The organism is Pseudonocardia sp. NPDC046786, from assembly GCF_040645415.1.
GTDB classification, from domain to species: domain Bacteria; phylum Actinomycetota; class Actinomycetes; order Mycobacteriales; family Pseudonocardiaceae; genus Pseudonocardia; species Pseudonocardia kongjuensis.
Window position 1 is genome coordinate 24,030 of the sequence record NZ_JBEYYF010000036.1, and the last position, 20,484, is coordinate 44,513.

The 20,484-nt window shown below is 72.6% G+C and carries 20 protein-coding genes, 1 tRNA gene and 1 pseudogene; 13 read left to right on the forward strand and 9 right to left on the reverse strand.

Going from position 1 to position 20,484, the window contains the following annotated elements; translation table 11 throughout:
* The 10 genes from aroH to ABZ881_RS28740 all read left to right on the forward strand — a co-directional run bounded on the left by aroH (position 1) and on the right by ABZ881_RS28740 (position 9,301).
* Complete coding sequence (gene aroH, locus ABZ881_RS28695; RefSeq protein ID WP_358488811.1) at positions 1 to 357, forward strand: chorismate mutase; 357 nt, start codon at positions 1 to 3, stop codon at positions 355 to 357.
* Between the two features lie 117 nt (positions 358 to 474).
* Positions 475 to 1,149: a (d)CMP kinase gene (gene cmk, locus ABZ881_RS28700; RefSeq protein ID WP_358488831.1), complete on the forward strand. Its 675-nt coding sequence runs from the start codon at positions 475 to 477 to the stop codon at positions 1,147 to 1,149.
* Positions 1,146 to 1,847, forward strand: coding sequence for a lysophospholipid acyltransferase family protein (locus ABZ881_RS28705; protein WP_358488812.1), 702 nt, complete (start codon positions 1,146 to 1,148; stop codon positions 1,845 to 1,847). The genes cmk and ABZ881_RS28705 overlap by 4 nt, the downstream gene beginning before the upstream one ends.
* Positions 1,848 to 1,988: 141 nt before the next feature.
* The gene (gene der / locus ABZ881_RS28710; RefSeq protein ID WP_358488833.1) at positions 1,989 to 3,317 is read left to right on the forward strand and encodes a ribosome biogenesis GTPase Der; all 1,329 of its coding nucleotides are present in this window, start codon (positions 1,989 to 1,991) and stop codon (positions 3,315 to 3,317) included.
* A 2-nt stretch (positions 3,318 to 3,319) separates the two neighbouring features.
* Positions 3,320 to 4,318: a zinc-binding dehydrogenase gene (locus ABZ881_RS28715; RefSeq protein ID WP_358488814.1), complete on the forward strand. Its 999-nt coding sequence runs from the start codon at positions 3,320 to 3,322 to the stop codon at positions 4,316 to 4,318.
* Between the two features lie 31 nt (positions 4,319 to 4,349).
* Positions 4,350 to 4,589, forward strand: a complete 240-nt coding sequence (locus ABZ881_RS28720) for a hypothetical protein (RefSeq protein ID WP_344027259.1) — start codon at positions 4,350 to 4,352, stop codon at positions 4,587 to 4,589.
* Between the two features lie 25 nt (positions 4,590 to 4,614).
* A complete protein-coding gene (locus ABZ881_RS28725; RefSeq protein ID WP_358488815.1) occupies positions 4,615 to 7,563 on the forward strand; it encodes an AAA family ATPase in 2,949 nt (982 codons plus the stop codon).
* Positions 7,564 to 7,660: 97 nt separating this feature from the next.
* Complete coding sequence (locus tag ABZ881_RS28730; protein ID WP_344027255.1) at positions 7,661 to 8,446, forward strand: DUF5995 family protein; 786 nt, start codon at positions 7,661 to 7,663, stop codon at positions 8,444 to 8,446.
* A gap of 71 nt (positions 8,447 to 8,517) precedes the next feature.
* Complete coding sequence (locus tag ABZ881_RS28735; protein WP_358488816.1) at positions 8,518 to 9,201, forward strand: response regulator transcription factor; 684 nt, start codon at positions 8,518 to 8,520, stop codon at positions 9,199 to 9,201.
* A gap of 26 nt (positions 9,202 to 9,227) precedes the next feature.
* Positions 9,228 to 9,301 (forward strand) — tRNA-Pro (locus tag ABZ881_RS28740).
* Positions 9,302 to 9,637: 336 nt separating this feature from the next.
* Here the strand turns inward: ABZ881_RS28740 and ABZ881_RS28745 are convergent.
* The 7 genes and pseudogenes from ABZ881_RS28745 to ABZ881_RS28775 all read right to left on the reverse strand — a co-directional run.
* Positions 9,638 to 10,597, reverse strand: a pseudogene (locus ABZ881_RS28745) (site-specific integrase); the annotation flags it as partial.
* On the reverse strand, positions 10,597 to 10,812 hold the full coding sequence (locus ABZ881_RS28750; protein ID WP_240051556.1) for a helix-turn-helix domain-containing protein: 216 nt from the start codon (positions 10,810 to 10,812) through the stop codon (positions 10,597 to 10,599). The gene ABZ881_RS28750 and the pseudogene ABZ881_RS28745, both read right to left, overlap by 1 nt.
* A 28-nt stretch (positions 10,813 to 10,840) precedes the next feature.
* The gene (locus ABZ881_RS28755; RefSeq protein ID WP_358488817.1) at positions 10,841 to 12,373 is read right to left on the reverse strand and encodes a replication initiator; all 1,533 of its coding nucleotides are present in this window, start codon (positions 12,371 to 12,373) and stop codon (positions 10,841 to 10,843) included.
* Positions 12,373 to 12,690, reverse strand: coding sequence for a hypothetical protein (locus ABZ881_RS28760; protein ID WP_358488818.1), 318 nt, complete (start codon positions 12,688 to 12,690; stop codon positions 12,373 to 12,375). The genes ABZ881_RS28755 and ABZ881_RS28760 overlap by 1 nt, the downstream gene beginning before the upstream one ends.
* Entirely contained in the window at positions 12,687 to 13,670 is a 984-nt protein-coding gene (locus ABZ881_RS28765; protein ID WP_358488819.1) for an FtsK/SpoIIIE domain-containing protein, read from the reverse strand. Before ABZ881_RS28765 ends, ABZ881_RS28760 begins: the two co-directional genes overlap by 4 nt.
* Positions 13,663 to 14,469, reverse strand: coding sequence for a hypothetical protein (locus ABZ881_RS28770; protein ID WP_358488820.1), 807 nt, complete (start codon positions 14,467 to 14,469; stop codon positions 13,663 to 13,665). Before ABZ881_RS28770 ends, ABZ881_RS28765 begins: the two co-directional genes overlap by 8 nt.
* A 131-nt stretch (positions 14,470 to 14,600) precedes the next feature.
* Positions 14,601 to 14,909, reverse strand: a complete 309-nt coding sequence (locus ABZ881_RS28775) for a hypothetical protein (RefSeq protein ID WP_358488821.1) — start codon at positions 14,907 to 14,909, stop codon at positions 14,601 to 14,603.
* Positions 14,910 to 15,110: 201 nt separating this feature from the next.
* On the opposite strand from ABZ881_RS28775, the gene ABZ881_RS28780 reads away from it, so the two are divergent.
* Together ABZ881_RS28780 and ABZ881_RS28785 are read left to right on the forward strand one after the other, a co-directional pair.
* Positions 15,111 to 15,998, forward strand: coding sequence for a DUF5919 domain-containing protein (locus ABZ881_RS28780; protein WP_358488822.1), 888 nt, complete (start codon positions 15,111 to 15,113; stop codon positions 15,996 to 15,998).
* Positions 15,995 to 16,774 (forward strand): inositol monophosphatase, encoded by a 780-nt coding sequence (locus ABZ881_RS28785; protein WP_358488824.1) that lies wholly within the window; start codon positions 15,995 to 15,997, stop codon positions 16,772 to 16,774. The genes ABZ881_RS28780 and ABZ881_RS28785 overlap by 4 nt, the downstream gene beginning before the upstream one ends.
* A gap of 14 nt (positions 16,775 to 16,788) precedes the next feature.
* Here ABZ881_RS28785 and ABZ881_RS28790 read toward each other — a convergent pair whose 3' ends face one another.
* Positions 16,789 to 17,382 carry a hypothetical protein gene (locus ABZ881_RS28790; RefSeq protein ID WP_358488825.1) on the reverse strand — a complete coding sequence of 198 codons (594 nt, stop codon included), beginning with the start codon at positions 17,380 to 17,382 and terminating at the stop codon, positions 16,789 to 16,791.
* Positions 17,383 to 18,065: 683 nt separating this feature from the next.
* On the opposite strand from ABZ881_RS28790, the gene ABZ881_RS28795 reads away from it, so the two are divergent.
* Positions 18,066 to 18,443 carry a hypothetical protein gene (locus tag ABZ881_RS28795; protein ID WP_358488827.1) on the forward strand — a complete coding sequence of 126 codons (378 nt, stop codon included), beginning with the start codon at positions 18,066 to 18,068 and terminating at the stop codon, positions 18,441 to 18,443.
* Here the strand turns inward: ABZ881_RS28795 and ABZ881_RS28800 are convergent.
* Positions 18,404 to 19,888 (reverse strand): aminoglycoside phosphotransferase family protein, encoded by a 1,485-nt coding sequence (locus tag ABZ881_RS28800; RefSeq protein ID WP_358488829.1) that lies wholly within the window; start codon positions 19,886 to 19,888, stop codon positions 18,404 to 18,406. The genes ABZ881_RS28795 and ABZ881_RS28800 overlap by 40 nt on opposite strands.
* Positions 19,889 to 20,484: the final 596 nt, after the last annotated feature.

Here is a 20,484-nt window from a genome sequence, read left to right on the forward strand (position 1 = left end):
GTGCGCGCGCTGCGCGGAGCCACCCAGGTCGACGCCGACGAGCGGGAGCAGATCCTGGACCGCTCCGCCGAGCTGGTGAGCGCCGTCCTGGAGCGCAACGAGCTGGTCGCGGCGGACATCATCTCGATCTGGTTCACCGCGACCCCGGACCTGACCGCGGAGTTCCCGGCCTACGCCGCCCGGCTGCTCGGGCTGACCGACGTGCCGCTGATGTGTGCCACCGAGATGTCGGTCCCGGGCGCGCTACCGCGGGTGCTGCGGCTGCTCGCCCACGTGGAGACCCCGAAGGCGCGCTCCGAGATGCGGCACGTCTACCTGCACGGGGCGCGGGCGCTGCGGACCGACCTGCCCCAGTAGGACACCCCGCCCCGGACGTGCCGTACCGGACCGGCGAGAATGCCCTACGGATCAACGGGCACGGGATCACAGGTACGACAGGGTGGGGGACAGGTGGCCTTGCGGGGCGTCGTCGCGATGGACGGTCCGTCCGGGACGGGCAAGTCGACCGTCTCCCGGCGGCTGGCGCAGGCCTGCTCGGCCGCCTACCTGGACACCGGTGCGATGTACCGGGCGGCGACCCTGGCCGTGCTGCGCGCCGGGCTCGGCGATGACGCCCCGGCCGCGGAGCTGGCCCGGGTCGCGACGGCGGCGTCGATCGAGTCGGGCACCGACCCGTCGGCACCGACCATCACCCTGGACGGCGCCGACGTGTCCGCCGAGATCCGCGGCCCCGAGGTGACCGCGCTGGTGTCGGCGGTCTCCGCGGTGCCCGAGGTCCGCACCGAGCTGGTCGCCCGGCAGCATGCGCTGATCCGGGCGGCGGTGGACGACGGGGGCGGCATCGTCGTCGAGGGTCGCGACATCGGTACCGTGGTGGTGCCGGAGGCGCCGCTGAAGGTGTACCTGACGGCGTCGCCGGAGGTCCGCGCGGCGCGGCGCGGCCGGCAGGACGCGCGGGCGGGCCGGGAGTCCGACCTGCACCGCACCCTCGCCGACGTCGAGCGGCGGGACCGGCTGGACTCGTCCCGCCGGGTGTCGCCGCTGTACGCGGCGGCCGACGCGCTCGTGCTCGACACCGACCTGCTCTCCGCGGACGCCGTGCTGGCCCGGCTGCGGGAGCTGGTCGCGGAACGGGGGCTGGGCGGGTGATCCGCCCAGGTGCCGGGCCGTCCGGGCTGACCCCCGGGAGCGTCGGCTGGTTGCACGACCTGGCACGATGGCTCGGTACCTGGATCTTCGCGCCGTTCTACCGGATCCGGGTGCGGCACCGGGACCGGATCCCCGCCGAGGGTCCGGTGGTCATCGTCGCGAACCACAGCGCGTTCGTCGACGGTCCGCTGCTGTTCGGCATGTTCGGGCGCCGGGTGGTGTTCCTGGTGAAGCAGGAGATGTTCCGCGGGCCGCTGCGGCTGCTGCTGCCGGCGCTGGGCCAGATCCCGGTCCGCCGGGAGGTGGCCGACCGGCGGCCGCTGACCGCCGCGCTGGACGTGCTGCGCGGCGGTGGCGTGGTCGCGGTGTTCCCCGAGGGCACCCGCGGCACCGGCGAGGTCGCCGCGGCCCGGCAGGGGGCGGCGTGGCTGGCCAGGGCGGCGTCCGCGCCGGTACTGCCGGTGGCGGTGCGCGGGACACGGCGGCCGGACGGATCGGGGCGCAGGTTCCGGCCCACGGTCGACGTGCTGGTCGGTCCGGCACTCGCTGCCCCGTCCATCCCCGGGCGGGACGGGTTGGCGGCGGCGACCGAGGACGTCGCGGAGGCACTGCGGGCCCTGGTCCGCGAGCTCGGCCGCGACGGGCCGTGCAACGGAGACAGCGATGAGGCCGGATCGAACCGGCCGGGACGTGAGTGACAGGTGAGTGACAACAGGAGCGGCGCCGACATCGTCGGGGACGCCGACCGGGTGGAGATGGACCGGCTGGGACTCGATCCCGCCGAGTTCGTCGCCGTCGACGAGGAAGGGCACGTCGCGGCCGGGATCGACCCGGACGAGGTGCTCGCCACCCCCACCCTGGCGGTGGTCGGGCGGCCCAACGTCGGCAAGTCCACGCTGGTCAACCGGCTGCTGGGCCGCCGCGAGGCGGTCGTGCAGGACGTGCCGGGGGTGACCCGCGACCGCGTCGTCTACGACGCGTTGTGGAACGGCCGCCGGTTCAAGCTGATGGACACCGGCGGCTGGGAGCCGGACGCCGCCGGACTGCAGGCGTTCGTCGCCCAGCAGGCGGAGACCGCGATGCGCACGGCCGACGCCGTGCTGCTCGTGGTGGACGCCTCGGTCGGGGCGACCGCCACCGACCAGGCCGTCGCCCGGGTGCTGCGCCGCGCGGACGTGCCCGTCCTGCTGGCCGCCACCAAGGTCGACGACGACCGGCTCACCTCCGACACCGCCGAGCTGTGGCGGCTCGGACTCGGCGAGCCGCACCCGGTGTCCGGCCTGCACGGCCGCGGCTCCGGTGACCTGCTCGACGCGGTGCTCGAGGTGCTGCCGGAGACCCCGCGCGACGACTTCGGCGCCTCCGGGGCCGGGCCGCGCCGGGTCGCGCTGGTCGGCAAGCCGAACGTCGGCAAGTCGAGCCTGCTCAACAAGCTGTCCGGGGAGATCCGGTCGGTGGTCCACGACGTGGCGGGCACCACGGTCGACCCGGTCGACTCGCTGGTCGAGCTGGACGGCGAGGTGTTCCGCTTCGTCGACACCGCAGGGCTGCGCAAGCGGGTTAAGATGGCCTCCGGGATGGAGTACTACGCGTCGCTGCGCACCAGCTCCGCGATCGAGTCCGCCGAGGTCGCGCTCGTGCTGATCGATGCCTCCGAGCCGATCGCCGAGCAGGACCAGCGGGTGCTGACGATGGTCGCCGAGGCGGGCCGGGCGCTGGTCATCCTGTTCAACAAGTGGGACCTCGTCGACGAGGACCGCCGCGAGCAGCTGACCCGGGAGCTGGAGCGGGACCTGATCAGCGTCCGCTGGGCGGAGCGGGTCAACGTCTCCGCGCTGACCGGCCGCGCCACCCAGCGGATCACCCCCGCGATGCGCCGCGCGCTGGCCTCGTGGGACACCCGGGTGCCCACCGGGCGGCTCAACCAGTGGCTCAACGACCTGGTCGCGGCCACCCCGCCGCCGGTCCGCGGCGGCAAACAGCCGAAGATCATGTTCGCCACCCAGGCGCAGACCCGGCCGCCGACGTTCGTGCTGTTCACCTCAGGCTTCCTGGAGGCGGGCTATCGCCGGTTCGTCGAGCGGAAGCTGCGCGAGGAGTTCGGGTTCGGCGGCACCCCGATCCGGCTGTCGGTCCGGGTGCGTGAGAAGCGCCCGCGGAAGAAGTGACGATGCGCGCGCTGCTCGGCGGCCGTCCCGGGGCCCGGTCCTGGGAGCTCGGTGAGCGCACCGTGCCCGAGCCCGGCGCCGGCGAGCTGCTGGTGCGGGTGCGGGCGGCCGGCCTGAACCGGGCCGACCTGCTCGCGCTCGGCGGCGGCTACCCGGTCCCGCACGCCGGGCCGGACGGCGTGTTCGTCGCCGGGATGGAGCTCGCCGGGGAGGTCGTCGCGGCCGGGCCGGGGACGGCCGGCCGGAGCCTGGGCGACCGGGTGTTCTGCAGCGCGCCCGCGGCGTTCGCCGACTACGCCGTCGTCGACGCCCGGCGCGCGCTGCCGGTCCCGGCCGGGCTGTCCTGGACCGACTCCGCCGCGCTGCCGGTGGCGCTGGAGACGGTGCACGACGCGCTGGTCACCCAGGCCGGTTTCGGCACCGCCGGTGCGGTGCTGGTGCTCGGCGGGACGACCGGCGTCGGGCAGGTCGCGATCCGGTTGGCGCGCGCGCTCGGCGCCGATCCGGTGCTCGCGACGACCACCTCGGAGGCGAAGCGGGCGGCGATCGCGGCGGCCGGGGCCGATCCGCTGGTCGGGCCGGCCGGGCTCGCGGACGGGCTGCTCGCCGCGACCGATGGCGCCGGAGTGGACGTCGTCCTCGATCTGGTCGGTGGCGACCAGCTCGCCGCTGCGCTCGGCGGGATCCGGATCGGCGGGACCGCGATCCAGATCGGCCGGCTCGCCGGCCCGGCCGCCACGCTGGACCTGAACACGCTGTCGTTCCGGCGGCTCCGGCTGATCGGGACGACCTTCAGCGTGCGGACCGCCGACGAGCGCGCCGCGGTCGCCGCCGCGCTGACACCGGTGCTCGACCTGGTCGCCGACGGCCGGGTCCGTGCCACCGTCGACCGGGTCGTTCCGTTCGGTGAGGCGCCGGCCGCGCTGGAGCACCTGCGGTCCGGTGCGGCGGTCGGCAAGGTGGTCCTCGATCTCGCCGATCCCGTACCGGGGCAGGCGTAACCGACACGTCGTGTCCGGCGAGTGCGCAGTCGTGACGGCGTTCGAGCGGTGGTGGGTCTGGCGGCTGCGGGCCGCCTGCGTGCTCGCCCTCGCCCGACACGGCGGCGACGCGCTGGTCGGCGACGCGTGCACCGAGGCGTCCTGGTACGCGGACATGATGCACCCGTGGGACGGCTGCGGCTGCGAGCCCGCCGCGCGGGTCTACGCCTGGCTGAGCATCCTGACCGCCCGGCGGGTCCTGGCGGAAGGGTCCTTCTCCCTGGATCGGTGATAACGCCGTCACTAGCCTGTGTCCGGTGAGAGACACACCGGCGGGGCGCCCCTTCCACGGTCGCACCGCCGAGCTGGACCTGCTGCGCTCAGCTTTGCGCGATACCACCGTCAACGGTGCGTCCGCGGTGCTGCTCGGTGGCGACGCCGGGGTCGGCAAGACCCGCCTGGTCACCGAGTTCGGCCGGTGGGCGGTCGCCGACGGGACCGTCGTGCTGACCGGCCGGGCGCTCGACATCGCCGACGCGCCGTCGTTCTGGCCGGTGGTGTCGGCGCTGCGCGAGCACGCCCGCACCGGCACCGGGGAGGCGGCGCGGACGTTCGCCGCCGCGCTGGGCGACCTGGACGGCACCGATGGGGCGTCGGCGGCCGGCCGGGTGGAAATGCTCGGCGAGTTGTGCGCGCTGGTCGGGCGGGCCGCCCGGGACTCGCCGGTGGTGCTCGTCGTCGACGACCTGCACTGGGCGGACCGCTCGACCCGCGACCTGTTCGCCTACCTGCTCGCCGGGCTCGCGACCGAGCGGGTGCTGCTGGTCGGGACCTACCGCGACGATCCGGCCGGCGGCACCCCGGCCACGCTGCTGCCACTGGTCACCGAGCTGCGCAGGCACCGGGCGGTCACCTTCCGCCAGGTGCGGCCGCTGCCCCGGGCGGCGCTCGCCGAGCTGCTCGGGATGTGGCTGCCGGACCGCCCGGACCTGGAGCCGATGGTCTGGGCGCACTCCACCGGCAACGTCTTCCTGGCCGAGCAGACCGTCCGGGCGGTGCTCGACGGCGACCCGCGCGGGGTCCCGCAGACGGTGCGCGAGCTCGTCCGCGCCGGGGCGGCAGGGCTGTCCGCGGGCGCCCGGGACGTGGTCCGCGCGGTGGCGGCCGGGGTCGGCGACGTCGAGCACCCGCTGCTCGCCGCCGTCCTCGACCGGTCCGGGGCGGAGCTGGCGGTCGCGGTGCGAGAGGCGGTCGACGCCGGGTTCGTCGTCGCCGCGGGCAACGACGGCTACGCGCTGCGGCACGGCCTGATGACTGAGGTCGTCGCCGGGGACCTGCTCCCGGCCGAGCGGGTCGAGCTGCACGAGCGGTACGCGCGGGCGCTCGCCGGCCACGAGGGCCCCGGGGTCGCGGCCCGGCTCGCGCACCACTGGCAGCGGGCGGGGCATCCGGCGCAGGCGCTCGCCGCCACCCTGGCGGCGGCCGAGGAGGCCGAACGGCTGCGCGGCTACGCCGAGGCGCACCGGCACTGGCTGCGAGCGGCGACCCTGCCGGTGGCCGGCTCCGCCGCGGCCCGCGGCGGCTTCCTGGAGCGGGCGGCGGCCGCTGCCGAGCTCGCCGGGGACCACGAGTCGGCGGTCGCGCTGCTCGCCGAGCGGTTGGCGGGCCCGCAGGCGCCGACCGGGATGGACGAGGCCGTGCTGCGCTCCCGGCTGGCCCGCTATCTGATGTCGGCGGGGCAGGCCGCCGAGGCGGAGGAGGCGGCCCGCCGGGCGGTCGCCGCACTGCCCGACGATCCCGGCGGCGGGGCGCCCACCGACGCCGCCCGCGCCGAGGTGCTGGCCGGGTACGCCACCGCGCTGCTGACCCGGGCCGACTTCTCCGCCGCGCGCCGGGTGGCGCAGCAGGCGCTCGTCCCGGCCCGCCGGGTCGGTGAGCCGCGGGCGCTGGCGTCGGTGCTGGCGGTGCTCGGGTTCGGCGCGGCGTTCACCCGGGACGGCGGCGCCGGGCTCGAGGCGCTGTCCGAGGCGGTCGGGATCGCCGAGGCCTCCGGCGACCCGGTGACGCTGGGGGAGTGCCTGCAGCAGCGGGCCGAGCTGCTGTCCGGCCCGCTCAACGCGCTCGACGACGGCGTCGCCGAGGCACTGGCCGGTGCCGAGCGGATGGCCGAGCTGGGACTGGGCCGGACGGCAGCGGTGTCGCTGCGGGCGATGGCCGCGAACGGGATGTTCCGCCGCGGCACCTGGGACGAGGCCGAGCGGCAGGTGACGCTGGCCTGGGCGGCGGCACCGGCCGGCGCCCAGGCCGTCGAGGTGCGGCTGGCCAGGGCGCGGCTGCGGATGGGCCGCGGCGACCTGGACGGCTCCGAGGAGGACCTGGCCGCGGTCGAGCTCGTCGCCGGTTCGGCGGGACTGCCGAAGCTGCGACTGCCGCTGCTGATCCTGCGGGCCGGGCTGGAGATGTGGCGGGGCCGCCCGGAGATCGCCCGCGACCACGTCGGGGCGGGGCTCGACGTGGTCGAGTCCGGGATCGACGACGTCTGGGCGTACGCCCCGCTGCTCTGGCACGGCGCCCGCGCGCACGCCGAGGCGGTGCTCGCCGGCCGGGCGCCGGACCCGAGCGGCCTGCGCAGGCTGCGCAGGCACCGCGGGGAGCTGGTCTCCCGGGGCGACCGGTCTGTGCCGGCGCTGCGCGCGGTCCTGGCGACGTTCGAGGCGATGTGCACCGCCGAGGACTCCCGGGTCACCCCCGGGGCCGACGCCGGGACCTGGGCCGGGGTGGCCGACCTGCTGGAACGGCTGGGCCAGCCCTACCCGACGGCGTACGCCCGGCTGCGCAGCGGGGAGGCGCTGCTCGGCGCGCGGCGGGCCGGCGCCGGTGCCGACGAGCTCGGTCGCGCGGCGACCGGCGCGCGGGAGCTGCGGGCCGCCCCGCTGCTCGCCGAGATCGCCGACATCGCCCGCCGCGCGCGGGTGCCGGTCCCGGAGCTCCCGGTGATCATGGCCCAACCGGCCAGGGACCGGGCGCCGCAGGCCGGACCGGCGCCGGACAACCCGCTGACCCTGCTCACCGACCGCGAGCTCGAGGTGCTCGAGGTGCTCGCGGACGGCGCGACGAACAAGGAGATCGCGGCGGCCCTGTTCATCGCCCCGAAGACCGTCGGTGCCCATCTCGCCCGGATCTTCGCCAAGCTCGGCGTCACCAACCGGACGCAGGCCGCCGGGGTGCTGCGCCGGCACGTCCCCGAACGCGGTGTGACGGAATAGGGCATGCCTCCCGGTAGCGGTAGGGCATTCACCCGATGGCCCGGCAGGGGTGGCCGGGCGAGGCTTGGGCGCACGCCGACACGCCCAGGAGGCCCGGGTGACCACGTTGATCGAGACGCCGTCGGGTGGACGCGACGCCGGCCCACCGGGTGGGCGGGCGCGGATCGCCGCACTGCTCGCCACCACCCCCGAGGACATCGACGGCGTCGTCGCCCATCTCGAGCAGCTGCAGGAGATCCTGGAGCAGGACTACGGGCAGCGCGACGGCCTCGCCTGTTTCAACCACCTTTACCTGCACATCACCCGCGGGATCCGGCACCAGCTCGACGGCGACCACTTCTCCGACCGGGACTTCCTGGTCCGGCTCGACGTCGAGTTCGCCCGCCGCTACTTCACCGCGTTGCTCGCCGAGGCGACCGGATCGCAGCCGCCGCGCGCCTGGGGGGTACTGCTGGAGCGCCGGTCGCACCCGCGGATCGACCCGATGGAGTACGCCGTCGTCGGGGTGAACGCACACGTCAACTTCGATCTGGCCCCGGCCGTCGTCCGGACCTGCACGGTGCTCGGCCGGACGGCGCTGGGACCGGCCGAACGGGCCGACTACCGGGCCGTCAACGACGTGTTCGCGCTGCACATGAACAAGCTGATCGAGCACTTCGAGGGCTGGCTGGGCGACGCGTTCGACGGGACGGTCGCCGAACAGCTCCTCGGCGCGGTCGCCGACGTGCCGGTGGTGCTCGCCCGCGAGGTCGCGTGGCGGCAGGCGCTGGAACTGTGGGAGCAGCGGTCGCGGCCGACCGAGTACGAGCGCGAGATCGACGCGCTCGACCGACGCACCGCGCTCATCGGACGGGGACTCCTCACGCTGGGATCCCTGACATGACACCCGCCCGCGTGAGGGACGGGCGGGTGTCATCGTCATCGGCGGGCCCGCCGCCGCCGAACACCGGTGCCGTGCTGATTGTCGACGATCACGAGCTCGTGGGGGCGTCACTGGCGGAGGCGCTGCGCCGGGACGGCGAGCGGGCCCGCTTCCGGCCCGCCCACTCGGTGGCGGACCTGTACGAGGCGGTGGACGGCGTCGAGCCGGGACTGCTGGTCCTCGATCTCGATCTGGGCGTGGACGAGAACGGGCGGCGGATCGAGACCATCCCGATGATCCCCACGCTCCGCGCCGCCGGATGGCGGATCCTGGTGCTCTCCGGCAGCTCCAATCCGCTGCGCATCGGGGCGGCCCTGCACCACGGCGGCTTCACCTGGGTGTCGAAGTCCGCGCCGATGACGACGCTGCTCGCGGCGATCCGCGAGGCCCGCGCCGGCCGCTCGCTGCTGGCACCGGCCCGGCGGGAGGAGCTCGTCCGCGGCTACCTCGAATGGGAGCGCCGGCAGCGCGCCGTGCGGACCAAGCTCGCCACTCTCACCCGCCGGGAACGGGAGGTACTGGACCTGCTCGCCTCCGGGATGCGGGCCCAGGCCATCGCCGAGCACTTCGTGGTGTCCCTGCCGACCGTGCGGACGCAGGTGCGGGCGGTGCTGGCGAAGCTCGGCGTGGGGGCTCAGCTGGAGGCCGTCGCGCTGGTGCGGAGCGTGGATCCGGGGGAGGAGACCCCCGGCATTCCGGGACGTGGGGTGCGGTAGTCTTCGGGTGCTCCGCGAGGGGTGGCCGGGACGTGGCGCAGCTTGGTAGCGCACTTGACTGGGGGTCAAGGGGTCGCAGGTTCAAATCCTGTCGTCCCGACAGGCCGAACAACAGCCCGTTGATCTGGGAAACCACCAGGTCGGCGGGCTGTTTCGCTGTCCGGGTGTCGATCATCGTGATGGTCATCCCGCAGCCTCCTGGGGACCATGTGGGGACCGCGGGGCCCGCAGGAAGGCCGTCAGCGAGTCTCCGGCGGCCGACACCGCGGCCCGGTCCGGGTGCAGGTAGCGCTGCGTCGTGGTCAGTGATCCGTGTCCGGCGATCTTCCGGAGCACGTGCACCGGAACGCCGGCGTCGGCCATCCACGTCAGGCCGGGTGTGGCGGAGTCCGTGGCGGCGCAGTTGCTCGAACCCGAGTGACGCGACGACCTCGTCCCAGTGGGTGGCGTCCCGGAACACCGCGGTCGTGATCCGGCCGCCGCGGGGCCCGGTGAACAGCCGGGCGTCGGGCCGGCCCTCGACGACGTCGATCCGGTGCTGAACCAGCTCGCGCACCTCTGCGATCAGCGGGACGAACCGCGCCCGCTTGCCCTTCGTGCCCTTGTCGACGAGGCCGCCGGGGGAGGGCGTGGTCTGCCGGCGGACCGTCCAGAGCCATCGGCCGGTGTCGATGTCGGCGACCCGGACCCCGGACACCTCACCGATCCGGGCCGCGGTGCACGCAGCGAAGATCGTGACGTCGCCCCAGCCGCGGAAGTGCCCGGAGGACCGGGCGACCAGCGCGTCGGCCAGGCTGCTCAGCGCCTCCCAATTAGGCAGCGCCAGCGCCCTGGGGTTGTCGAGCTCGTCCTCAGCCTGGCGAAACGCGTACTGCCAACCGGTGACCCGAGCGGGGTTGCGGTCGACGATCCCGTCCCGGACGGCCTGTTCGAGCACACGCACCAGAACGGCGAGGCTGTTCTTCACCGTGGAGCGGCTGCACTCGTCGGCGATCCACTGCTGTACCGCGCGATCGACGGCACCGTTCGTGACCATGCGCACCGACAGGTGGCCGAGCGTCGGCACCACCCGGTACTTCCAGCCCGCGAGGTACGGGTCGTAGGTCTTGGCCTCCAGCCCACGCAGCGCGAGCGGCATGACGGTGTCGCCGTAGTCGGCGAGCGTGCGGGTAGCGGTGAGCGGATCGACCCCGGACGTGGCGAGCCGCTGGACCTGCTCGATCCAGCCGTGGGCCGCGGCTTCGGTGTCGAACGCCTCCGACTTGGACCGCCGCTGCCGCGTGGCCGGGTCCATCCACCGGACGCGGGCCCGATACGGCTGCGGGCGGTCCGGCCGATGCTCGATGTCTCCCCGGATCGTCACGCCCAGGGGAAGCCCCTGACCCGGAGGGGCCATCACGCGGCCCTCCCGGGATCGACGCGGCGGCTCCGCAACCAGGTCTCCACATCAGCGGCCGAGTACATGGTCACCCGGGACGAGACCCGGACGAACGGCGGTCCCTGGGGCGGCCGCGCGGTCCGCCAACGACGCACGGACGACGGGTCGACGTTCAGCAGCTCCGCCAGTTCCTCCGTGGAGTACCAGCGTCCGAGCAGTAGATCAGCAGTCATAGTCATCACCTCCGGTTGCGGGGCTTGGTCAGGCTGTCGTGCTGGTCAGTTCCTCGCGGGCGGTGCGCCTCCTGGCCCGTGCCTGGGCTGCGGCGGTGTTGGCGAGCAGGGCGTCGGCGGTGGTGTGCCAGCCGATGCCGGCGAAGTGCAGGGCGGAGATGGCGACCTCGGTTGTGTCCTCGCCGTCGTCGAGGTGCTCGATGTCGTCGGCGGCGGGGCGGGGGTTGGCGTGGTCGCGTTGCCAGTCCCTCCGTGCCTGCCGCAGCGCGGTCAACGTGGTCGAGTAGCGGCGGGAGCGGGTGGCGAAGTGGCCGGCGAATCCGAGCATGTGCGCCCATCGCCAGAGCCGTCCCCAGGACGTCGCCCACTCGTCGGGGTCGTAGCCGCGGGGGCGTTGTCCAAGGCGCCAGCAGGCGTCGATCTGACGGCCGGCGTGGGTGGCGTGGTCGGTGTAGGAGCGCACCGTGTCCGGTCGCAGCCGGGTGGAGAGGTGCCCGGCGGTCTCGGTGGCCTTGGTGGCGTACTTGGCCAGGTAGGCGGCGACGGCGGTCGTGGTGATCTCCGCGCGGTCGTCGAGGTCGCGGGCGGAGAGGCGTACCGGGCGCGGGTCGACCTGCTCGCCCCAGGCGATGTGCCAGCCGTCGGGGCGGTAGGGGTGTGGCGCGGTCTGGAACGAGGTCTCGGTGACCGCGGAGCGGAGCAGCAGCGCCACCTGCGCCGCCGAGATCCCGGGCGGAGGCGCCAAGGTCAGGTGGGACAGGTTCGGGTCGGGGTCGCGGCCGTCGAGGCGTACCAGGGCGTGCAGGTGCACGGCGCCGCGGGCCTGGAACTCGGCGACCTTGGTGTAGGACAGCCGGAGCTTGGCGTCGGTGAGCTTCTCGAGCTGACGGAGGTTGCGGGTGGCGGCGATCATCGTGCGCCGCCACAGCTCGCCGACGTGCAGGTTCCAGACGGCTTGGTGCGGGTGGTCATAGCAGTCCAGGCACAGCGGCCGGCCCACGCGCGGGTCGTCGTCGGTGTGGCGTTCCCAGCAGGCGTGCGGCACATCGTGCTCGCAGCTGGTGTCGTCGCGACGGGGCCGGCAGGGCAGTGGCCGGCCTTTCCGGTCGGTGCGGTGGGTGTGGACCGGGCCGAACGAGGGGGCGGTGACGGTCAGGAACACGCACGGGTGCCCTGCCACGGACGCGGGGGTGCCTTTGCCGCCGACGAGGCCGGCGGTGACGAGCTGGAAGGTGTCGGCCCGGTAGGTCTCCGCGCACGAGGGGCAGACGCTCGCGCGGCGGTTGCCGCAGGCGGTGTAGATCAGCCCGTCGGGCATCTCCGAGGTGTGGCGTTCGGAGGTGATCCGGCCGGTGGCCTGTTCGACGCGGAACACTGTGCCGGACAGCCGGATCGGGTGGGCGCATCCTGCGGCGGGGGTGACGTGGCGCAGCCAGCCCGCGAAGTCCTCCCGCCGGGATGCAGCGGTGACGAGGTCGGTGGCAGGGGTGGTTCCGGCCAGGCGGGACAGGCGTCGCGCCGCGAGGCTGTCGACGGTCGCCGAGCCGTGGCCGGTGCCCATCACGCCACCCGAGCCACAGCGGTGCGGGTGTACTCGCGGGCGGTACGAGCCCAGTCGGCCGCAGCGTGCAGGGCGCCGGCCTCGGCGTCGGACACGGCCGCGATGTAGACGACGGGGACCGAGTGGTCGGCGACGGTGGCGCGGGCGAGCACAGCCCACCAGCGGGCGTCGCGGGCATGCAGCGCGGCAAGGGCGCCGGCCCACTCGGTGGCGGTGAGGGCACCGCGGTCGTAGCGGGCGCTGACCTCACGGCGGGCAGCCGCGCATCGGCGCAGCCCGGCGTGGACCAGTTCGGCCGTCGTCGGGCGGGTGCTCATGGCGCACCGCCGGTGGCGTCGTCGAGGTCCTGGCCGTGGGCGATCCCAGCTGCGAGCCGTCGCCGCGCGGCACGGTCGGCCAGGGCATAGACCTGCTCGTCGGACAGGTGCGCGGCCTTGATCCGGCGCGGAACACCACCCTCGGCGAGCAGGAACCCGATCCCTTTCGCCTCCGGCGCCACGCTCGCAGCGGTGTACCCGCGCGCGGCCCAGCCGTGCCCGAGCACGATGTCCGAGCTGGTGTCGGTGGTGCAGCGAAACGCCCACTTGTAGCCGAACAGATCCCGCAGCGACGTGGGGATGATGTCCGCCGACGGCCGCTGGGTGGCGGCGACGACGATAATCCCCGCGGCACGCCCGCGGGCGACCAGGTCGCGGACCAGCACCGAGAACGCTTCCTGCTCACGCTTGGTGCCCACGGTGGCCGAGAAGTAGGCCAGCTCGTCGAGCACGACCACGATCGGCGCCACCGGGTCGGTGGGGGCGATCTTGCGGCGCCGTTGGTCGTCGAGCACGGCGTAGCGGGAGTCCATCTCCGACTGCAGGTCCAGCAGAGCCGAGATCGCATCGGACAGGTCGTTGGCCACGAACCGTTCCGCGCAGCTCCGCCACAATCCGAGTTCGACGATCTTGCCGTCGAACAGCCACAGCCGGCAGTCCACCGACAGGGCGGCATGGGCGACGATGTTGTTGAGCCCCACCGACTTCCCCGCGCCGGGTTCTCCGGCCAGGAGCATGTTGCGGTAGATCAGCGGGACCCGGACCGGTCGGCCGTCCTCGCCGGTGCCGAGGTGGATCGGTCCCCAGATCGACGGCCCCGCCTGCTCACGACGAGCCAGGCGCCGCGCAGCGACATCCTGGGCCCAGCGGGCGGCCACCAGCAGCGGACGCACCCACCGCTCCGGCTCCGGGCCCTCCGGCAACGACAGCGGCAGCGGCAGCGGCGGCGGCGTGGTGGCCGGGTTCGGGTGCTCAGACATAGTCCGACCAGTCCCCACCCCGGCCACCATCGGCCGGGCCGTCGATCGCCGGACGCGGCGCCGGCGGCAGCATCGGGCGGGCGGGCTCGCGATCCGGAGCCGGAACCACCGGGGCGGGCTCCGGGGCCGGCCAGCCGGGTTCGTGCGGGTCGCCTGCGGCGTAGCGGAACAGGTCTGAGCGGATCAGGTTCGGTTCCAGCGGATCACGGCGGATGATCTCGACCCGCACCACAGTGGTCAGCTTCGGCCACGCCGTCACCCGGGCCTCGCGGGCAAAGCACGTCGAGGCCAGTTCCTCGGCCTGCTCGGCCACGGTGTGCGCCGCGATCCCGGCGCGCAGGATCACCCACACGACCTCGCCGACCCGGGTCGGTCGGGCCCACACGGTGAGCGGGCAGGCGCGGGAGCGGGCGTTGAGGACCCGGCACTCCAACAGGCCCTGCCTCACCCGATGCCGGGTCAGCACCGCTTGGGCGCGGTGGAACAGGAACCGGCGCGTCCACGGCACCCCGATCAGCACCCCGGCGGCCGCCGCGAACACGAGGGCGCGGCCGGTCGGGTCCAGACCCGTCCCGGGGACCTCCACCACTGCCCCGCCCGGGCCGGGGACGCGGTCGGGGCCCAGGGCGACCCACGCGGTGAGCAGCACGACCAGGACGAACAGTTCGGCGCGCAGCCGCAGCAGCAGCGCCAGGACCCGCACCACCGGGTTCCGGGGCGGCGCGGAGATGATCTCGAAGGAATCGACACGGGACCGGCCGACCCCGAACGAGCGGGACGACGATGCAGTACGAGCCATGACCAGGGCCCTTCCAGGCACGAGCAACGAACACCGACACGAGCGAGTGACGAACGCCGGGGGCGCGGACACCCGGGGCTGCAGGGAAGTCAGCCCCGGACAATCCGCACCCCCGACCACCGGGGAGCGGGTCAGGACGCCTTCGATGCCGGCGCGTGCGCGGGCTCGATCCGGTCCGCCTTGAACGCCACTCCCGCGCGCTGGCCCTGCTGCCACGGAATCGCGATCAGCCCGACCGGACGCACCTCCGCGCCCTGATCAACCTGCGGTGCACCCGGCGTCGTGATCGTCAGAATCTCCGCGCCCTCGGCGTCGACCTTCACCAGCTGCGTGGTGAACAACGGCGTCCCGGTCTGCCGGTCGGTGCGCTGCCGCCCGTCCATGTCGTTCTTCGGACGCGGCGCCGCACCGACGGTGTAGCGGGTGCCGCTGGTGTCCACTTTGATCGTTGCCATGACGGTCCTCCTGGGACTCAGCCGCTGATCACCCGAACCACTCGGGAGCGACTGAGACCAGGCTGACCTGGTGAAACGATCGTCTCTGTCGCGATCGTGAACCACTTCGACCCACGTTCTCCCGAATGAGTCTCATTTTTGTCTCATCAGGGTTAGACTGCTGGTCAGGGCCACGGAGGGGGACTGATGGCGACCACGGAGACGGTCCTGAAGAACCTGCTCAAGCAGCAGCACCTTCAGGAGCACCGGCAGTTCGTGCGGGCCTACGACAAGGCCGCGAGCACGATCGACAAGGAACTGATCGGAGGCGGGCCGAGCAAGGCCACCTTCTACCGGTGGCTCGGCGGGGTGATGACCCGGCTCCCGCACCCGGGGCACTGCCGCGTCCTGGAAGCGATGTTGCCCGGATGGACCGCCGACGAGCTGTTCGCCCCCTGGCACGAGGGGGTGCCGCTGCAACCTCGCCTTCGTCCGGCTGAGGCCGGCCCCCGGGCGGCCGCGCAACTCCCGCAGGTCATCGAGAGGCCCCACCGTCTGGCGGACCTGTCCGCGGTGTTCACCAGCCGCACCGAGTTCACCCACGAGCTCCCGCCCGCGGTCCTGTTCGACGGCGCGATGTCGGTCCGTTCGGCAGGGCTGTCGCTGAACATGCTCTGCCAGCAGTACGGCGACCGGGCCCTGGGGGCGCTGCTCGACGCCGGCTGCACGCTGCAGCTGATGTTCCTGCGACCCCGCGGCGCGGCGATCCAGGCCCGCGAGGCCGAGGAAGGACTCACCCCCGGGCACCTGTCGATGCTCACCGATCTGAACATCGAGGTGACCGAGCGGCTCCGCCGGAAGCTGTCCCCGGACTCGGCCGAACGCCTTCACATCCGCACCTACGACGAGACGATCCGGTTCAACATCACCATCGTCGACGACCGGACCTGCGTCGTTCAGCCCTACCTGCCCGACGTGCGAGGATTGGACGCACCGACCTTCATCGCCGACCGCGCCTCCGACGGCGAGACCGGCTTGTACGGTATCTTTACAGGCGTGTTCGAATCGCTCTGGGAACGCGCGGAACCGCGATGACGACCGCCTCCGACCTCATCGGAATCGGCCAGGCCGCCATGAAAATCGCACTCGACGTCATCGCGTCACGCGACCCCGGAAGGGTCACCCTCAAAAGTGACCGCGATATCGCCAGCGAGGTCGACTACGCCGTCGAGAATCAACTCCGCGAGTTCCTCGCGAACGAAACACCGCATATCGGATTCCTCGGCGAGGAAGAAGGAGAATCCGACGACCGGGAGACACTCTGGGTCCTCGACCCCGTCGACGGAACCGCGAACTTCGTCCGAGGACTGCCGCTCTACGCCGTGTCGCTCGCCCTGGTCGAGGACGGCCAACCGGTCGTCGGCCTGATCAGCCTGCCCGCCATCGGCCTGCACTACACCGCCACCCAGCACAGCGGAGCCCGCTGCAACGGCGAGACCATCCGATCCCGCCCCACCGCCTCCCTACAGGACGCGATGGTCTCCCTCGGCGATTACGCCGTCGGCGACGACGCCACCGAGAAGAACGTCGACCGCCTGGCCATCACGTCCCGACTCGCCGAACGCGTCGAGCGGATCCGCATGGTCGGATCTGCCGCCGCCGACCTGGCATGGGTCGCTCACGGAAAGCTCGACGCCACCGTCATCCTCGCCAACAAGCCATGGGACACCGCCGCGGGAAGCCTGCTCGTCCGCGAGGCCGGCGCCCTCGTCGTGGACCGGCACGGTGAACCGCATTCGCTGACATCGACCAGCACGGTCGCGCTCTCCCCGGAACTGTACGGCGACCTGCTCCCGTTGCTACACGACTAGCGAGCCGCAGCAGATCAGGCCGTACTGTCCGTGACCTGCCACTCCCAGCCGCCCTCCGCGACGGCCGGTGAACTGAAGACCAGCACCCCGCCGGCCGCGTCCTGCGGAATGTCGACGATCACGTCGAACTCGTAGTTCCGGTTCGGGCCGAGCTGCTGCGGAACGTCCAACGCGCACCCCGCTGCCTCGACGGTCGACGCCTCCACACTGCGTCCGGTCGGACCGACGTACTCCCATCCGAAGCCGAACGACACGATCGGGAGCAGGCCGTCGGGGTCGTTCCCCGTCGCAGCTGTCATCCGCAGAGTCCGGAACTGCCCGTTGACCGGCTCATCTGAGTACGGGTTGCAGTCGGCTGTAGCGCTGATCTCGTGGACGACGAACTCGGCCAAGGTCGTGCCGTCGTTGTTCACGAGTCCTGCGGGTTGCCCGAGTTCCTTCGGCAGCGCTCCCCGCGGGGAGCGATCCTGAGTGGCCGGCTCGACAGCCTCAGTCTCCGCGGTGTGAGGCGCGCTCACCGGGGCGTCGGTGTCCGGAGTGCCGTTCGCGCACCCGGCCATCATCAGTCCAGCAGCCGCGATCACAGCCACCAGCCTCAGCGTCTTCACCGACAGTTCCTCCTTCGATGCCCCGGCATGCACTGGACGCGCACGCCTACACCTGACCGTCGGCAGGTAGCCGGCCGTTAGCTCGCGCCCGCCGCCGTCATCAGAACTGTGGACGGCAGACCCTGCCGACTACACCGCCGGGCGACAACGAACCCCTACGTCTTCTAGCCGCGACACGGCGGTCTCCGTCCGGTGAGGACTTTCTCTACGTCTTCAAGCCGGCCCTGACGGGCCGGACGGGCGGCGTCGCTGCCGTCCGCCTCCTGCCTCCGGCCCGGCGACCGGCGCGCGCACGCCCGCCACCGTCGACCAGCTCGAAACGCCGAGAAGCCGCACCGCCGGAACGAACCGAAGGTGCGGCCACGAGCAGACGCCGGCGTCCGAACACAATCACGAGGGCGAGCCGGGCCGACGGACGTCGAGCGGGAGACCTGCCCCTCAAGGCCGGGGCGGGCCGAGAACGGCCGATGGACCGCCTCCGGCGGGGACCTGACGGCCCCGAAGCGTCACACGGGCTCACTCAGCATCAATGGTGCTGCGCATCGGCTGCGCCGACGGCCTCCGGCCGCCATTGACCCTGAGCCTCCGAGCCCTTGTCAGGCGCTCCGCGCGGAGGCGGGGGAACGCACCCCGCCCCCCAACTCGGGGCCGACAGGCCCCACGGATTCGCGGAGGCCAGGATCATGCCCACCTACTCGCAGATGCTCGACACCATGCAGAACTGGTTCGTCTGGAGCGGGGCCGACTGCGGCGCCCGGGTCGCCGAGGCTGACGGCCGCCACACCGACGCTGCCGAGTACCGCGACGTCCGTGACCGGCGGACCGTCGAGCCCCTCGACGTCCTGCGCACCATCGCCGAGCTGGTCGAGTCCCTGCACGCCGGCCGCTGGGACGTCATCACCGAGGCCCGACTCCGCGGAGCCACCTGGACCGAGATCGGCCACGCCATGAACGAGCGCCCCGACGCCGTCCGCTGCGAGCACACCGCGATGGTCAACTACTTCGCCGACCACCAGCCGGATCACGTCGACCTCGACCGGCACCGACAGGTGGTGGTGTGAGGCTTCGACATCGCGGATGCTGGCGTGGTGCCCCCCGCTCTCGCCGCCTCGGAGGAATCGATCTTCGCGACGGTCGCGATCCCGCTGGGCTTCGTGGGCCCAGCTCTTCTCATTCTTGCGGCCGTCGTGATGCTCCGCTCCCGCAAACGCGGGCGAACCGAGATCCCGCCGTCAACCCCGTGGATCATTATCGGATTTGCGTGTGCGAGTCTGCTGCAGACCATCCTTACTCTGTCTGGATCTCGGTCCCAGCCCGTGTCCGTCCTCCTCACGCTGATTATGCTCGGTACCGGCGTGGCGTCCATCGTCGTCGCCTGGCGCCATCGCAGGTGTCGAGCAGCTGCGAGCCGAGGCCGGTGACCAGCGGTAGTTGAGCGCCCTCGCGCTGACCACAACGCCGACCGCAACCCACCAGAGAACGATGAGACACCACCGGACACGGACGGACGGCTGACCAGGTAGATCGTGCTCGTGACCGGGCGTCCCAGTGGCCTTGAAAGCGGGCGCGGTGGCGGGTTTCGCGCGGATCGTGGTCGGAGCCTGTCGAATGCGCCGAGCCGTTGATGGTGGTAGGCGAGGTCGTGTTCGTCGTACGGGGTGCCGAGAGCGGTGGCTCGGGTGAAGTGGACGCTGTCGCGGCGTAGACGGTGTCGGATGAGCTGCACCGTTGCTTCGTCGGTGAGGTGCTCTGCGGTGCCTCCTGCCTGGTGGTACATCGCGATGAAGTGGCGTGCGTCGGCGATGTCGTCGCAGAAGCCGTTGCTGAACTCCAGTGCTGCGCTGGCGACGTCGACTTCGGGTGGGGCGATCATGGCTTCGTCCCAGTCGAGTACGGCGATGATGTGGGTTGGATCGGTCGGCGTGGTGAGCAGGTTGCCGTGGTAGTAGTCGCCGTGGACAGGGTGCTGCAGTCGCGATCGGGCGGAGAACTCAGCGAGCCATGTGTCGAGTTGGGGATCTTGCAAGCGGGGGTCCTCGTAGGACGTGCGGCCATCGAGCCCGACCTGTACGAAGCACGGGTGTGGTCGAGCCGGTAGATCGGCGGGGAGCAGTGCTCGGTGCAGGCGCGCCAACAGTCGGGCGGCGGCGCGGGTCACCTCGGTGTGCGATTCCGGTGCCCAGACTCCGTCGATGTAGGGCCAGACTGACACCACTCGTCTGTCGATCACCGTCGTTGTGGCGCCGTGTCGGCCCGGCAGTGGTAGCGGTACGAGTGCTTCGGTGCAGCCGCCGGCGCGAGCTGCGGCGGCGACTCGGTGGCACCACTCGATCCGAACCGGGTCCTTGTCGAGTGCGCTGATGCGGATCACTCGGTCGCGCACGCGCCAGGCGGCCGATTCTTCGCCGCCATAGAGCCGGGCGGCCGGCCCATGTAGGTCACACGCCTCCTGCATGGCCGTGGTCAGTGGGATGTCTGCGTAGGCCAAGTTCGCCTCCTTGATCACCCGGTCGTGCTATGCGGTCTGGGGCGCGCGCAGCAGGCCCGATCAGCAGCATTCTTGCAGCGGGAGGGTCACGCGTCGGTACGACGCAGCACCGCAAGGTCCCAGAGGTGCAGGTCAGGCTGTACGAATCAGCCGTGTCCGGCATTCGGCGACGGGTCGGAGCGCCCTTCACGCCGAGGAGGGCCAGGGGAGCGGCGTCGGGGACCATCTGGGGACCACACGTTGCGCGCGTTCCCACACTTTGCCTGCGCCAGCCTCTCCGTCGAGCAGTCTCCGGACGCGGATGACGTGCGGAAACGTCTACCCCGACGTCCTGGGGGTCAAGGGGTCGCAGGTTCAAATCCTGTCGTCCCGACAGGCCGGAGGCCGGTATCCGAGAGCATCGGGTACCGGCCTTTACTCGTGTGACCTGCTGATTCTCGTTCGGGCAAGGCCTTAGGTCGATGCTGTCGCGTCTCGCCGTCGTCGCGGGCGTTGGGCGCATGGCGCCGGGTGAGTGACTAAGAGATGGTTTCAGAATGAGTTCGGCGTGTCTGCTGTAGACACTCACTGAGCTGCGGCAGAGTCGCTCGACATGGCTGTCGATCTTGTTCCTG